Origin of the sequence: Algibacillus agarilyticus (assembly GCF_003286125.1) — a bacterium.
Lineage (GTDB): Bacteria > Pseudomonadota > Gammaproteobacteria > Enterobacterales > Alteromonadaceae > Algibacillus > Algibacillus agarilyticus.
Genome location: NZ_QMED01000024.1, coordinates 13,846 through 29,184, shown reverse-complemented (window position 1 = coordinate 29,184; position 15,339 = coordinate 13,846). Strand labels below are relative to the sequence as shown.

General features: G+C 38.0%; 14 protein-coding genes. 11 read left to right on the top strand and 3 right to left on the bottom strand.

The features are described from left to right. Positions 1–6: 6 nt before the first annotated feature. Positions 7–273 (bottom strand): hypothetical protein, encoded by a 267-nt coding sequence (locus DPX34_RS16190; protein ID WP_111979493.1) that lies wholly within the window; start codon positions 271–273, stop codon positions 7–9. A gap of 172 nt (positions 274–445) precedes the next feature. Between DPX34_RS16190 and DPX34_RS16185 the strand changes: the two genes are divergently transcribed. The 11 genes from DPX34_RS16185 to DPX34_RS16135 all read left to right on the top strand — a co-directional run bounded on the left by DPX34_RS16185 (position 446) and on the right by DPX34_RS16135 (position 12,556). After that, complete coding sequence (locus tag DPX34_RS16185; protein ID WP_111979492.1) at positions 446–1,366, top strand: transcriptional regulator GcvA; 921 nt, start codon at positions 446–448, stop codon at positions 1,364–1,366. Beyond that, the gene (locus DPX34_RS16180) at positions 1,347–1,982 is read left to right on the top strand and encodes an alpha/beta family hydrolase (RefSeq protein ID WP_111979491.1); all 636 of its coding nucleotides are present in this window, start codon (positions 1,347–1,349) and stop codon (positions 1,980–1,982) included. Before DPX34_RS16185 ends, DPX34_RS16180 begins: the two co-directional genes overlap by 20 nt. Continuing rightward, positions 1,969–2,346, top strand: a complete 378-nt coding sequence (locus DPX34_RS16175) for a DUF423 domain-containing protein (RefSeq protein ID WP_111979490.1) — start codon at positions 1,969–1,971, stop codon at positions 2,344–2,346. Before DPX34_RS16180 ends, DPX34_RS16175 begins: the two co-directional genes overlap by 14 nt. Further along, on the top strand, positions 2,346–3,410 hold the full coding sequence (gene rlmM / locus DPX34_RS16170; RefSeq protein WP_111979489.1) for a 23S rRNA (cytidine(2498)-2'-O)-methyltransferase RlmM: 1,065 nt from the start codon (positions 2,346–2,348) through the stop codon (positions 3,408–3,410). Before DPX34_RS16175 ends, rlmM begins: the two co-directional genes overlap by 1 nt. A gap of 101 nt (positions 3,411–3,511) precedes the next feature. Then, a complete protein-coding gene (locus DPX34_RS16165) occupies positions 3,512–4,069 on the top strand; it encodes a YaeQ family protein (protein ID WP_111979488.1) in 558 nt (185 codons plus the stop codon). A 222-nt stretch (positions 4,070–4,291) separates the two neighbouring features. Continuing rightward, a complete protein-coding gene (locus DPX34_RS16160) occupies positions 4,292–6,340 on the top strand; it encodes a DUF1302 domain-containing protein (protein ID WP_111979487.1) in 2,049 nt (682 codons plus the stop codon). A gap of 15 nt (positions 6,341–6,355) precedes the next feature. Next, a complete protein-coding gene (locus tag DPX34_RS16155) occupies positions 6,356–7,723 on the top strand; it encodes a DUF1329 domain-containing protein (RefSeq protein ID WP_111979486.1) in 1,368 nt (455 codons plus the stop codon). A gap of 129 nt (positions 7,724–7,852) precedes the next feature. Further along, positions 7,853–8,869, top strand: coding sequence for a WD40/YVTN/BNR-like repeat-containing protein (locus tag DPX34_RS16150; protein ID WP_157964760.1), 1,017 nt, complete (start codon positions 7,853–7,855; stop codon positions 8,867–8,869). Positions 8,870–8,887: 18 nt separating this feature from the next. Further along, on the top strand, positions 8,888–11,188 hold the full coding sequence (locus tag DPX34_RS16145) for an efflux RND transporter permease subunit (protein ID WP_111979484.1): 2,301 nt from the start codon (positions 8,888–8,890) through the stop codon (positions 11,186–11,188). Between the two features lie 24 nt (positions 11,189–11,212). Beyond that, on the top strand, positions 11,213–11,986 hold the full coding sequence (locus tag DPX34_RS16140; protein ID WP_111979483.1) for a BPSS1780 family membrane protein: 774 nt from the start codon (positions 11,213–11,215) through the stop codon (positions 11,984–11,986). A gap of 21 nt (positions 11,987–12,007) precedes the next feature. Further along, a complete protein-coding gene (locus tag DPX34_RS16135; RefSeq protein ID WP_111979482.1) occupies positions 12,008–12,556 on the top strand; it encodes an NAD(P)H nitroreductase in 549 nt (182 codons plus the stop codon). 78 nt (positions 12,557–12,634) lie between these two features. Here DPX34_RS16135 and DPX34_RS16130 read toward each other — a convergent pair whose 3' ends face one another. Continuing rightward, positions 12,635–13,738 (bottom strand): phosphoribosylaminoimidazolesuccinocarboxamide synthase, encoded by a 1,104-nt coding sequence (locus DPX34_RS16130; protein ID WP_111979481.1) that lies wholly within the window; start codon positions 13,736–13,738, stop codon positions 12,635–12,637. A gap of 152 nt (positions 13,739–13,890) precedes the next feature. Further along, positions 13,891–15,267 carry an MATE family efflux transporter gene (locus DPX34_RS16125; RefSeq protein ID WP_111979480.1) on the bottom strand — a complete coding sequence of 459 codons (1,377 nt, stop codon included), beginning with the start codon at positions 15,265–15,267 and terminating at the stop codon, positions 13,891–13,893. Positions 15,268–15,339: the final 72 nt, after the last annotated feature.

Genomic DNA, 15,339 nt, shown 5'->3' with positions numbered 1-15,339 from the left:
GTGGAATTATTCAGCCACTTGCGTTTTCGTGTTGTTGCTTGCAGCAATTGTTACTGTATTATAATCTGCGCCTTCAGCTTCTTTACGTAAAGCAACTTTAATTGCTGTGTCGTTAACTTTAATGCTGTTTTCAACTTCGACTTCAATGTTCGTTGTTATATCAGCGATAGCAAATGCTTTAAGTTCTTCAGTTAATTCAACTTTAGTGGGTGCGGCAAATGCGCTTGCAGTAACGAATGTTGCTAAAAATGTGATTGTTTTAAGTGTTTTCATAATTTAATTCCTACATTAGTAAAATTTATGTAATAAAGTTTCTTTTTATGTTAAAAAAAGTGGCTAAATCTTTAATTAAGTACCATCTTTCCTTTGACGTGTATAATTTACTTGATATGCATGTCTATTAAAAATGATTAAAATTATTTGTTCGGATAAGAAAAACTAATACATCATGAGACGATTACCCCCACTTAATTCTTTACGAACATTTGAAGCAGCAGCTCGACACCTAAGTTTTACAAAGGCTGCAGAGGAGTTGTTCGTTACTCAAGCGGCTGTGTCGCATCAAATAAAAGCGTTAGAAGAGTTTCTCGGTATTAAACTTTTCATGCGAAAAAATAGAGCCTTGTTATTAACAGAAGAAGGTCAGTCGTATCATGTCGACATCAAAGATATATTTAATGCGCTTTATGAATCAACAGAACGTTTATTAGCTAAAGGTGCTAAAGGTGCGATCACAGTGAGTTTACCGGCTAGTTTTGCTATTCAATGGCTTGTACCTCGACTTAATTTGTTTTCAACCCAACACCCTGAGATTGATGTAAGAATTAAAGCGGTTGATATGGATGAAGGCTCTTTAACTGATGATGTTGATGTTGCTATCTATTTTGGGCGAGGTAACTGGCCCGGATTAGAAGCGACTAAATTGCATACCGAATATTTAACCCCCGTGTGCTCGCCAAATTTAATTACATTAGACAAACCATTAAATAAACTATCGGATTTAACTTTTCATAATTTATTACATGACAGTAATCGTAAATATTGGAAACTTTGGTGTCGTAAGTTTGATTTAAAAAATATTAATGTAAACCATGGCCCCATTTTTAGCCATTCTAGTATGGTTATTCAGGCGGCGGTTTTTGGTCAAGGTATTGCGTTAGGGCATAGTGTGCTTGCACGACCTGAACTAGAAGCTGGTCGTTTAATTCAACCTTTTCCTGAAATGTTAATTACTAAAAACGCTTATTACTTGGTTTGCCGAAATAGTCAAAAAGACATCGGTAAAATAAATACGTTTAGGGCTTGGATGTTAGCATTAGTGAAAAAAGAACAAGAAGAAATTATTGATGAACAAGCAATATTTTAAAGCCGAAACCCCAAATGCGCTATTGATTTTAGCGCATGGTGCAGGTGCGGGCAGCCAGCATGATTTTATGCAGTTTATGGCGCGTAATTTATCAGCACAAGGCATCAGTGTTTTATTATTTGATTTTCCGTATATGCAAATGATGTATGAAACCGGTAAAAGGCGACCACCTAACAAGCTTGATATCTTAATCGAAAGTTATAAAGCGGTGTTATATGAAGCTGTCGAAGAAACTGATGTACCTGTTTTTATTGCCGGTAAATCGATGGGCGGTCGGATTGCTTCACACTTATCATTAATTTGTGCTGATTTAATCGCTGGGGTTATCGCTTTAGGTTACCCATTTCATCCGCCAGGTAAGCCAGAGAAAACACGATTAGCCCATTTTAATGCGATCACATCGCCTTTTTTAATTATTCAAGGTGAACGAGATACTTTTGGTAATAAAAGCGATGTAGAAAGCTATCAATTAGCGCAATACCTATCAACACGTATTAAATGGCTACCAGACGGTGACCATAGTTTTAAACCCAGAAAAGCCAGTGGTTTCAGCTTAGATGATAACTTAAGTTCAGCTATTCATTTGATTAAGGCGTTTGTTGATGCCCCTGTATAAAATTTTGTTTGTTAGTGCCTGCTTATTTTTAGCTTTAGCCGTTAGTTTGGGTGCATTTGCTGCACATGCGTTAAAAAACAGTTTAAACTTAGCGTCTTTAGAGGCAGTTCAGACTGCAGTTGAATATCAGTTTTTTCACGCCTTAGGGTTACTTGCCTTGAGCATTTTATATAAATACCAGTCTGATCGCAGTGTGTTAATTTCTGCATTAAGCTTAATTGTTGGTATTATATTTTTTTCTGGCAGTTTATATGGATTAGCTGTCTTTGAATGGTCATTTTTGTGGCCTCTTACCCCAATCGGCGGGCTCGCATTTATATTTGCATGGCTGAATTTGGGTTATTTTGGAGTTAAACGATTTTAATGTCAGATTATATTTTATATTGCCGCCCCGGTTTTGAAAAAGATTTAGCCGCAGAGATCCAAGATAAAGCGGCAATGAAAGAAATATACGGTTTTTGTAAAGTTAAAGAAAACGAAGGTTTTATTGAGTTTAGCGCAACTGAAGCTGAAAATGGCTTGCTCTTTAAGTTAATTAAGTTACAAGACGTTATTTTTTGCCGTCAATGGTTTCGTGTGGTTTCTCGGTTAGAAGAGTTAACCGAGGGAGATCGTATAACACCTATTGTTGAGGCGTTAAATGGTGAAGAGTTTAGTCATGTTTCTATTGATTATCCTGATACTAACAACGGTAAAGAAATGGCAAAATTTGCCAAAAAATTTACGTTACCTTTAACAAAAGCTTTAGAAAAAAAACGTATTTTACGCAGAGGTGCTAAGCGTGCATTACACCTTTTTCTTCAAGAATCGAGTCATATTATTCTTGGCGCGAGCGTTTTAACCAATTCATCAGCTCATCATTTAGGTATACACCGCTTAAAAGCGTCTAAAAATGCGCCCAGCCGTTCTTCATTAAAGTTAGAAGAAGCTTTTTTATATTTTGTACCACCTGAAGAACGAGAAACGCGTTTAGCGTCAAGTATGCAATCGGTTGATCTGGGTGCTTCACCTGGCGGTTGGACCTATCAACTGGTGCAATTAGGCATGTTTGTCGCGGCCGTTGATAATGGTGCAATGGATACTCGCTTAATGGATACGGGGCAAGTTAAGCATTTTCAAGAAGATGGATTTGCCTTTAAACCACGTAAAAAAAATGTACATTGGCTAGTATGTGACATGGTTGAAAAGCCAACAAAGGTTGCTCGGCTGATGGCAAATTGGTTGATCAATGGTGATTGCCAAGAAGCCATTTTTAATTTGAAACTTCCAATGAAGCAACGTTATCAATCAGTGAAAGATAGTTTTCAAACGATCGAAGAAAAATTATCTGATCACGATATTCGTTATAGCTTAGTGGCTAAGCACTTATACCATGATCGTGAAGAAGTGACGGTACATTTACGTTGTATAGCACGTTACGATAAATAGAATAAATCCACTTAAATTATTTTATTAAACATGCAAAAATGGCTAACTTGACGCCTTAGCACTAAACTAAAACAATGGTTGAAGTTTAGCTGAGGTGTCAAATGTCGTATTCTAATTTGTTAGTCAGTGCACAATTTGATGTTTCGCGTATTGATTCTGATAATTATGAGCATTTTACTCAAACACTTGCTTACTCATCGCGTATAACGCCTTTTTATTTTGTTGAAAAATTACTGGCGTGTGCTTTGTTGCATCACTCACAAATGCAGATCAGCCCTAATTGTCAGCAGTTTGACGAACCTGAATTGTATATTCGACGTAACCAAAGTCATTATTTACATTGGTGTAGTGTGGGCACGCTTACCCTAGATAGTTTGGAAAAAGCAAAAGCGAAAAGTGAACATGTTTGGTTATTTTATTGTGATAAAGACAAGAATGAGAAACTACTTAATAAAATTAATAAACATCCACAGTTACAAATGATTGAGTTACAGACATCATTAATTGAAAGTTTGTCGCGTAGTATTAATAAAAAATTAAGTTGGAGTATTATTATTGATCATGAGCACTTAATGGTAGCGAGTGAAGATGGCTTTTTTGAAAGCACTTTCAAAATTCATCATCCATTAACGGTCCCAATCATCGATTTTATTCACTGACGTTCATTTAATAAACAATCGATGATTAATTTTACATTTTATAACAATTAATCTACAAAGAGAGTAAGTGTTTTCTTGACATAAATGCTTACCTGTTGAAATATTAATAAATTAATACTGGTAAGACCTGATGTGAGTGTTAATATATTGTAATTATATTATTTGGTTTACCTATTTAAATAACAATGCCGAGTAGTACCGAAGGCAATTTGGGAGAAAAATATGAAGCTAAGCGGTAAAGATTTAGCTAAAACACCTGTAATAAAAGTGTTAAGTGCAGCTATTGCACTTGCGATGAGTTCGTCATCAATTGCCAGTGAATTTGAAATAGGTGACTTTACCATTAGTTTTGATTCAACTTTCACACTAGGTACTAGCTATCGAATTGAAGACCGTAATTTTGATCTGATAGGGAAAAATAACCACCCTCGATTTGATTGGTCTAACTATTCGTTATCTAATCCTATTTATGCCAGCAATGATATTTGGCAGCAATCAGGGTCGTATTCGGCTAATGGCGATTTAGGTAATTTAAACCATGATCCGGGTGAAGCATTTAGTACCTTATTTAAAGGTACACATGAAGTTGATATCAATGCGGGTGATTATGGCTTTTTTACACGCTTTATGTATTTTTATGATGATCAAGCTAAAGGCAGTGCGGCTTGGAACAACCCATTAACGGGCTCGCGCTATGACGTATGTGCAGATGAAGAATCGAAAAAGCAAGTATGCCAAGACTTTCGATTATTAGACGCTTTTTTCTATGCCGACTTCACGCTGGGTGAAGAAACCCCTGTTTCTATTCGTATAGGTGACCAAGTTGTTAGTTGGGGAGAAAGCACACTTATCTCGCATGGTATTAACTCGATTAACCCTGTGGATATTGCCAGATTAAAAGCCCCCGGTGCTGAATTAAAAGAAGCTTTTATTCCTGTTGGTATGATTTGGACGTCGATTGGCTTAACCGAGAACATCTCATTAGATATGTATTATCAATATGAATGGGAGAAAACAATTTTACCGGCACCAGGAAGTTATTTTTCAACTAATGATTTTGCCGGAGATGGGGGTTATCAAAATAATGTACAATTAGGCTTTACGCAAAACCCTGACATGAATGCGGAATACGTAGTTGCGCAATTGAATGGTCTACGTGCGGCTTATTTAACGGCCCCTGAAGATCAAAAAGCGGCTGTTGCGGCCAATATACCTTTGGCTTTAATTGGGTTAGGCACAAAAGTATCTGTAATGGGTAAAAATACAGATATTGAACCGGATGACCAAGGGCAATATGGGATTAAGTTTTCAATATATTCTCCAGATTTGAATGACACTGAGTTTAGCTTTTATCATATGAATTATCATAGCCGTCGTCCTTTAATTTCAGGCCGAGCCTCTAATTTTACGACTGCGAGTTTGCAGGGTGATGTTGCTAACCTTTTAGCCAATGGCGCTAATCCAGATGCATTGCAAGAGTTTGATGTGTTTACACAGGCCATTTTAGAATATCCAGAAGATATTAAACTTTATGGGTTTAGTTTTAATACCAGTATCGGCGAGACTGCGTTTGCCGGTGAAATAGCACATCGACAAGATGAGCCCTTACAATTAGATGATGTTGAGTTACTTTATGCCGCGATGCCTGAACAATTAGCTAATGCGGGCATACCAGGCTTTGAAGCGGCAGCGGGGATATCTCAAATTGAAGGTATTCAATCTGGTGACATTGCTCAAGGTTATATACGCCGAGATACAACTCAATTTCAAGCCACGGTAACTCATTTATTAGGGCCAACATTAGGTGCCGACTCGGTTGCATTGCTTGCAGAAGCTGGCTATGTCTATATTGATGATTTTCCTGATGGTTTAGATCAATATTTAAATGGACCCGGTACGGCACGCGCTGGTTATGATGATTTTAAGCAAGGTGTGAGAGGTTCATTATCTGGCGGGCATGAAACTAATCCCTTTCCAACTGAAGATGCATGGGGTTATCGATTGGTTAGCAAATTAACTTATAACAATGTTTTAGGCATGGTTAATGTTTTCCCTCGTGCTATTTTTTCTCATGATGTGAAAGGCATCACGCCTGATCCGATGTTTTTGTTTGTTGAAGAACGCAAATCTGGCAGCTTAGGTGTGACTATTGATTATCAAAACAAGCTAAGTGCTGACTTTTCATATAATGCCTTCTGGGGCGGGGTAGGGACAACTAACTCGTTTTCTGATAGAGATTATGTATCTTTTAGTATTAAATATTCAATATAAGTTAGGCATCTTGATATGATTAATAAAACAACATTGATAGCAACAACCATTGCACTGACTCTTTCTTCAAGTGCAATATGGGCTAAAGTAACGGCAGATGAAGCAGCACGCCTAGGTAAAGATTTAACGCCGCTCGGGGCTGAAAAGGCAGGTAATAAAGACGGTAGTATTCCGGCTTGGACACAAGGTATAACAAAAGCCCCTGCAAATTATAAAGTAGGGAATCACCATCCGGATCCGTTTACGACTGATCAGCCCTTATTTACGATTGATGCTAAAAATGTCAGTCAATATAGCGACAATTTATCGGCAGGGCAAAAAGCGCTTTTTGCGACTTACCCTGAGACCTTTAAAATGCCGGTATACCCAACTAGAAGAACGGCTTCAAACCCTCAGCATGTTTATGATGCAACCTTGGCTAACGCAACACGTGCTGAATTAGTTGAAGGCGGAAATGGTATTAAAGGGACTGCGATTGGTATTCCTTTTCCGATACCTAAAACGGGGTTAGAAGTTATTTGGAACCATGTATTACGCTATCGAGGTGAATCCGCAATTCGTAACGGTGGCCAAGCAATGCCGACTTCTTCGGGTGATTACACATTTATTGGTTTTGATGAGCGTATTATTTTTCAATATTCGATGAAAGATGCGACAACGGAAGTGCTTGAAAATACCAATATTTTATTTAAATTTAGCCAAGAAGTGACATCACCCGCTCGTTTAAAGGGGACTGCATTATTGGTGCACGAAACCATGGACCAAGTTAAAACGCCCCGTAATGCCTGGACTTACAACACAGGCCAACGTCGTGTTCGTAAAGCGCCTAACGTAGCGTATGACGCACCCGGTACTGCATCAGATGGTTTAAGAACAACAGATGATTTTGATTTATATAATGGTTCGCCAGACCGATATAATTGGGTTTTGAAGGGTAAACAAGAACTGTATATTCCTTATAACAGTTATAAACTGCATGCTAAAGGTATTAGTTATGATGATATTTTGCATGCTGGTCATATAAACCCAGAATACACTCGTTACGAAAAACATCGTGTTTGGGTGGTTGAAGCCGATCTGAAAGAAGGCACAAGTCATATTTATAAAAAGCGTGTTTTTTATATTGATGAAGATAGTTGGCAAATTCATGTAGCGGATGCTTATGATGCGCGTGATGAACTTTATCGTGTCAATTTTTCTTATGGTTTAAACTACTACGAAGTCCCAACGCATTGGTCAACACTTGATGTTTATCATGATTTAAACTCTCGTCGTTATTTAGCTTTAGGTTTAGATAACAATGAACCAATGTATGATTTTAGTGTTGAGTTATCGCCTAAAGATTTTACCACTTCGGCCTTACGTCGAGCGGGTAAACGATAACGCGCATATCGGTTAGCGATCTCGTTAATTTAAGTCAGCCTTAAAGCAGTGATGACATATTGCATCACTGCGGGTCCTTTCAGCTTTATTTCTACCTATCTTGATCGTTAACACAATTTGAGGTTTAAATTGAATTTCACTCATCCGCTTCTTATTTTATTATTATTGATTGTCTCTATTGATGTCTTAGCTAAAAATGCTGAGATCCAGCCGTTAGCACCTAAATCTTTATTATTAGATATTTCGCAAACCCGTAATGCGTTAATAGCGGTGGGTGAAAGAGGTCATATTGTAGTCGCTAATAAAACGAACAATGAACCGGCTGAGTCTTTCGAGTGGCGGCAGAAGCCTGTTCCTACTGCCGAGATGTTAACGGGCGTTTTTGCGCTTGAGACTGGTCAAGTTTGGGCTGTTGGACATGGTGCTACCATTTTATATAGTCCAGATCATGGAGAAACGTGGACTATACAATTTCAAGATTTTAGCTTAGAAAAACCGTTTTTTGATATTTTATTTTTTAATGATAAACAAGGGATTGCGATTGGTGCATATGGACTATTTATGCGCACCCTAGATGGGGGTTTAACTTGGCATAAAGAATTACATGCGACTTTATTGCCCGTTGATGATATTGAATACTTAAATGAAATAAAGCAAAGTAGTGAAGACGAGTATCAAGAAGAATTAGCCGCTGTGTTGCCCCATTTAAATAAATTAGCATTCGCTAATGGCGATTTATGGGTTGTTGGTGAAGCCGGACTTATTGCAAAAAGTATTGATCAAGGTACAACATGGTATCGTGAAGATGAAATTTATGCAGGTTCGTTTTTTGATGTGCAAATAACAGATGAGTTTGTCATTGTTGCTGGGCTTCGTGGGCATGTTTTTCAACGTGTTGAAACAGATTGGCAGCCTCTGCACAGTAAAAGAAAAACATCGATTAACCAGATTATTATTCTGCCGAACAATCAATTTTTGATATTGGCAAATTCGAATTTATTAAGTTTATATAACGATAATATAGGCTACCAAGATATTAAAAAATTAAGCTCGAAAAGCCAAACATCGGGACTTTTTTATAAAAATCATATTATCACTGTAGGTGAATTAGGTATCAGCGCCTTCAAGTTTCCTTCTGCTTATTAACATTATTTAGGTTTTTATATGCAATTTTCTCGTTTAGTTACTTTTATCGAAATGATGTTATTTAAACAAAAAAAAGCGGTTGTCGTTGTTTTTAGTCTGTTTACACTGTTTTTTGCCTACCACGCGGCACAAATAAAATTAGATGCTGCTTTTACCAAAAATATTCCGTTGCAACATGAATACATGAAAACGTATTTAGATTATCAACAAGATTTTGGAGGAGCGAATAACATATTGATTTCGTTGTGTGACCCTTCAGATGATATCTACAATGCTTCTTTTTTCTCGACGTTGAAAAACGTTCACGACCAGCTCTTTTTTATACCCGGAGTGAATCGGGTAAGTGTGAATTCATTGTTTTCACCCGCTGTTAGGTTCACTGAAGTGGTTGAAGATGGTTTTGCGGGTGGTCCAGTCATTCCTGCTGATTTTCAAGCTGATGAAGCCGGATTAGAAACCGTTAAACAGAATGTGGAAAAGTCAGGTAAAGTTGGTCGATTAGTGTCAAACGATTATAGCTGTGCGATGGTCAGTGCCCAGTTAATGGAGTTTGATCCGCAAACCGGTGATGCGCTTGATACCATTGAGATCGCCAAGCAATTAGAAAGCGATATTAGGCAAAAATATGAAAAACAGGGTATAACCGTTCATATTATTGGGTTTGCCAAAATGGTTGGTGATGTCGCCGAAGGGGCAAAAGGCGTTATTTTGTTTTTCTTGTTTGCCATTATTATTACGACGCTATTAGTTTATTTATTTTGTCGTTCTATTAAACTTGCTGTTTTTCCCATTGTTTGCTCTTTGATTGCGATTATTTGGAAAGTTGGGTTGCTGTCATTACTTGGTTTCGGCATAGACCCAATGTCTATTTTATTGCCATTCTTGATTTTTGCGATTGGTGTGAGCCATGGTGTGCAAATGATCAATGCAATTGCTAAAGATTACCATAAATCGAAATCGACTCAGTTAGCCTGTTCTAATGCTTTTAAAGCATTGATTATCCCTGGTTTTATTGCCTTAGTTTCTGATTCTATCGGCTTTTTAACCATATTAAGCATAGATATTGGCATTATTCGCGAACTGGCGATTTCTGCGTCGATCGGTGTTGGGGTGATTATATTAACTAATTTGATCTTTCTGCCCGTATTGGCGTCTTACCTTGATTTATCTAATTTGCAAGCGCCTCAAAACAGCAATGAGAAATTGTGGGTTCGCTTAGCGAGTTTAACCCGCCTTCCAATTGCTACCATCGCGATAGCCATGACTTTTACATTATTTGTTGCGGGTTTTTGGTACGCACAAGGAATGAAAGTAGGGGATTTACATGCAGGAGCCCCTGCGTTACATGAAACCTCACGCTACAACCAAGATACCTTTTTAATTACCGAAAAGTACTCTGTTAGTGTTGATATATTATCGGTGATCGCCGAAACATCACCTGACGCCTGTACTTCTTATGAAAAAATGTCGGCTATCGATGATTTTCAATGGCGGTTATCTAATGTTGAAGGTGTACAGTCATCAATTAGTTTAACGTCGGTTGCTAAAATTATTAATGCTGGTTATAACGAAGCCAACCCTAAATGGCGTGTAATCTCTAAAAATCAAGCAACACTCGCTCAGTCGGTCTCACGTGTTCCAACAAACAGTGGCTTATTAAATGGCGATTGTAGCGCTATGCCCATTATTTTATTTTTAGCCGATCATAAAGCTGAAACTATTGAGCGAGTGATAAATGAGATTAAACAGCAAAAAACACAGTTTGAGCACAGTGGGATCAACTTTAGGTTAGCCTCTGGACCCGTAGGTGTCATGGCAGCAACCAATGAAGCGGTTACCGAAGCACAAACGCCTATGATGTTGTATGTATACGGAGCCGTCATCTTTTTGTGTTTGATTAGCTTTAAATCGCTTAAAGCAACAATCGCGGTTATTGTGCCATTATATGTTGTGTCTACGTTAGCCCAAGCTTTGATGACGTATTTACAAATTGGTTTAACTGTCTATACTCTGCCGGTAATTGCGCTGGGTGTCGGTATTGGTGTTGATTATGGTATTTATATTCTATCAACCATGATTATTTATCTTAACCAAGGCTACAGTGTACAAGCGTCATATATAGAAGCCCTTAAAGAACGGGGCAGCGCAGTTATATTTACCGGTCTTACGCTGGCTATTGGTGTGAGTACGTGGTTATTTTCAACGTTAAAATTTCAAGTCGATATGGGGGTTTTATTAACCTTTATGTTTGTTGTAAACATGCTTGGTGCAATTTTAGTGTTACCTGCGCTTGCTAAATATCTATGGCCTAAACGTTAATTATATATTTAGAAAGGCCTTTTAATGGAACAGCCTACAGAGCATAAATCGTCAGCGAATCAATTTACATTCGAAATTAAAACTTTTGCTTTTAAGCAAGGGTTTGAATGGCTTGGCCAAGGTTTTGATTTATTTAAAAAGAATGCACTTTGGTGGGTTATTGGATATATGGCCTATCTTGGTGGCATGATGTTATTAAGTTTTATACCGTATATTGGTTCTTTGATTGCATCTGTTTTAGCCAGTGGTATTTATGTTGTAGCTCAACAACGTGATCAAGATCAGCCATTTGATTTAATGGCGGTACTTAATTCATTGAAGCATTCTGCGCTACCGCTTGGTGTGTTATGCATTATAAATTCAATTGTTGCAATGGCTATTTTTTATCCTATTGTAGGTGAGTCTGCTCAACCGTTATTTTCTGAAACGCCGCCAACTCCAGAACAGCTGAGTGAGTTTATGTATAACACGCTAATTGGCTTATGTGTTTATCTCATTCCAGCTATGGCCTTTATTTTTTCACCCATTATTGTGGTTTTACATTCGCAAGTATCCGCTTATCAAGCAATGGTTTTTAGCTTTAAAGCCTGTATATTAAATACGATGCCCTTAACGGCTTTTGGTTTAGTTTTTGCTGCCCTGTTTTTCATTTCGTTTATACCCTTAGGGTTAGGGCTACTGATTGTCTTACCCATCACTATCTGTTCTTTATACGTAGCTCACAAAGATATATTTTGTGCACAAGGTGCTACGTCTTTATCTGATAAACCATCTCGTGATGACGTGATGTCTGCTTAATCGCTCTAAATAGGTTTTTATATGCAAGCTTTAGAATTATTACTACAACGCAATTCATTTAATCAATTAATGGAACCGGCTCCTTCTACTGAACAATTAGATATTATTTTAGATGCGGCTGTTTGTGTTCCAGATCATGGTGCATTAAAACCGTGGCGTTTTATCGTTTTTCAAGATCAGGCGTTATGTGATTTAGGGGAAATTTTTGCCGAAGCGGCCGAATTACAAAAAGCGGCACCTGATCTGGTTGAGAAAGCTAAATTGATGCCGTTAAGAGCACCTTTAGTGATTGCCATCATCGCTGATATTAAAGAAAGCACTAAAATACCGAGACAGGAGCAGCTTTTAACCGCAGGTTGTTGTGTGCATGCAATGCAGATGGCGGCGGTAGCTCAGGGTTTTGACGGTATTTGGCGTTCAGGCGCATTAGCGTATGATGCCCATGTAAAACAACAGTTTAAATTAAAAGCAGAAGATGAAATAGTCGGATTTTTATATCTAGGGACTGCTAAATCGGCCGTGCCACAAAAGAAAAGAGATAAAGGCAGCGCGTTTACGCAAATTTGGTAAGCAGGTTTAGCTTTTAACTTAGGTCAATGGTGGTTTTTACAATGACCACGATTGACCTAAGTATATACGCTTAAACGACTAATCGATTAAACCGTATTCTTGCTTCAGCACCTTAATAATTTCGGCTTTGGGATTATCCGATAGTGTGAGTTTCTCACCTGTAATTTTCTCAGCGATTGCCACATAGGTTTCTGAAACTTGCATGAGCACATCAACAGGAAGCGGATTGTTTAACGCTAATGCTGTTCGCTCATTCATACGGTCTTTGTTTAATAAAATATCTGGATCAGGGAAGTGGTTTAACAGCAATTGGCGGAAACCCTCTTTCGAATTTTCGACTATCTTACCTGCATCATAACTGGCTTTATCCCATATTCTTGATGAATCAGGTGTGCCAACTTCATCCATGTAAATTAACTTTTCGTTACCTTGAGTGTCACTTACATAGCCAAACTCAAACTTAGTATCTACAAAAATTTGCTCAATTTGACTTAGCGCATTACTGATTACGGCAAAGCCTTCTTTTAATAATTTTTCATATAACGCGATGTCTTCAATTTGATTAAAGTTAAACGCTGAAAAATTATTAATAATATCATCACGGGTAATATTGACATCGTCTACTTCTGGCACGTTAGGAATATTTGTTAAAATACCCTTAGTCGAAGGTGTAATTAAAATCTCTTCTAGTTTTTGATCTTTGTTGAGGTTTTCTGGCAGCTTAATTCCACAAAAGTCACGCTCGCCTTTCGTGTAAGCTCGCCACATTGACCCCGTAATATATTGACGACAAATAGCTTCTATTTTTACGGGTTTAGCTTTTTGTACGATCCAAACAAATGGATGAGGAATATCTAAAATGTGGCTGTCGGCTAAGCCGTTTTCTTTAAATAATTTAAACCAATGGTTTGATACCGCATTAAGTGCTGCCCCTTTACCAGGCACGCCTTTCATTCCACCTTCACCTTGCCAAATACAATCAAAAGCTGATATACGATCACTTATCACCATGATAGCGAGTGGGGCGTCAGGCCGCACGTCGTAGCCTTTTTCTTTTATTAAGCGTTGGCTGTCTTCGTCGGTTAACCAATATACTGAGCGCACTTTACCGCTATGGACTGGTTTATGGGTACGTATCGGGAGGTCATCATTAACCGCTAAAACTTTATCTGCAAGGCTCATGCAATCATATTCCTAAAAAAGACAGGGGGGTTCATAAAAAATGGCTGGCAATGATAACAAATTAGACTTTACCAAGCCAACTGCTTAACGCGGTTTTAGCGTAAATTAATTGACTTGCTAACAAACGACTAAAGGTGAGTATTGGCTATGAACTACCTTAGTGAGTACTCAGTATTGATGAGTAAATGTTGGTTATGTTTAATGATTTTAAATAAACGCTGCGATAATAATATGGCTGCGCTAGTTAAACTAATTAATAACCCCGCCCAGTATCCATGTAAGCCTAAAGGTTGGCTCGTTAATAGCGTGGTTTCGGCAAGTAACCATCCAATCGGAAAACCAATTAACCAGTATGATATCAAGGTATAAACCATCGGAATATGTGTATCTTTAAACCCACGTAAGGCGCCTAGTGTTACCGATTGGATCGCATCGGATAATTGAAAAACGGCCGCCCAGATTAATAAAGCCAGTGCGACAGCGATCACATCGGGGTCATTAGTATAAAGTAATGATACGTACTGACGACCAAATAGTGTAACGGATGCAGTTATGACAGCAATACTTAATGCGAGTAAAATACCTGATTTAGCTGCTGTTATCGCCGCATTAGGCTGCTCTTCACCGATTAATTGCCCTATCACTACACTTGTCGCAATACTTAAGCTTAAAGGTAGCATATACATGTTAGAGGCAAAGCTAATGGCTATTTGATGCGCGGCAGCGGCATCAACGCCATAAGTGCCAATGGCGAGGGCTATTGCGCCAAATAATGCTATTTCAAAAAAGAGGGTAATACCAATAGGTAAACCTAACTTTAAAAATTCGGTTATCTTAGCTCGACTAATATGAGCATACGTTAAATCATTAATATAGAACTGGCAGTTACTTTTTCTAAAGCTGATATACATTAAGACAAATAACATTACATAATTAATTAAGGCTGTGGCGAGTCCGGCTCCTGCGCCGCCCATCGCTTCAATACCCGCATAACCATGAATAAAAATAGCATTAAGTGGTATGTTTAAAATTAACGCTCCTATCTGCAAATACATGATCAAACGTGTATTGCCCATGGCTTCATTCAGGGTTCTAAATAAAATGAGAAAGCAAAAGCCAGGCAAGCTCAGCATTAAATAGAATAAATACTCATGCATGATAATGAGCATGTTTGGTTCAAGATCGAGCAAATTAAGTAAAGGTGTTTTACCCAGCATGAGCAAAACACTAAAAATAGATAAGCCAAATGTAATTAGCAGCGCATTGCTAAAATGAATATTTGAATTAGCCTTATTTCGGCTACCAAAGTCACGCGATAATATGGGACTGAAAACGGTGATCACGCCTAACGTAAAAAGCGAAATAGGATGCCAAATACCTAAAGATGTACCTAATGCTGCCATATCGATTGAAGCAAAATCTGCAGCCATAATCGTGTCGATAGTTACCATGCCAGATAACGCAAGCTGGGTGATGACGATAGGCCAGGCAAGAAGAATGATGCGCTTGGCTTGCACTCGTAATGTCATATAACTAAAATCCACGCTATTAAAATGGGTTTATTTAAGAACTTAAGTTATAGTCTTCTCGCTCAGGTTTTA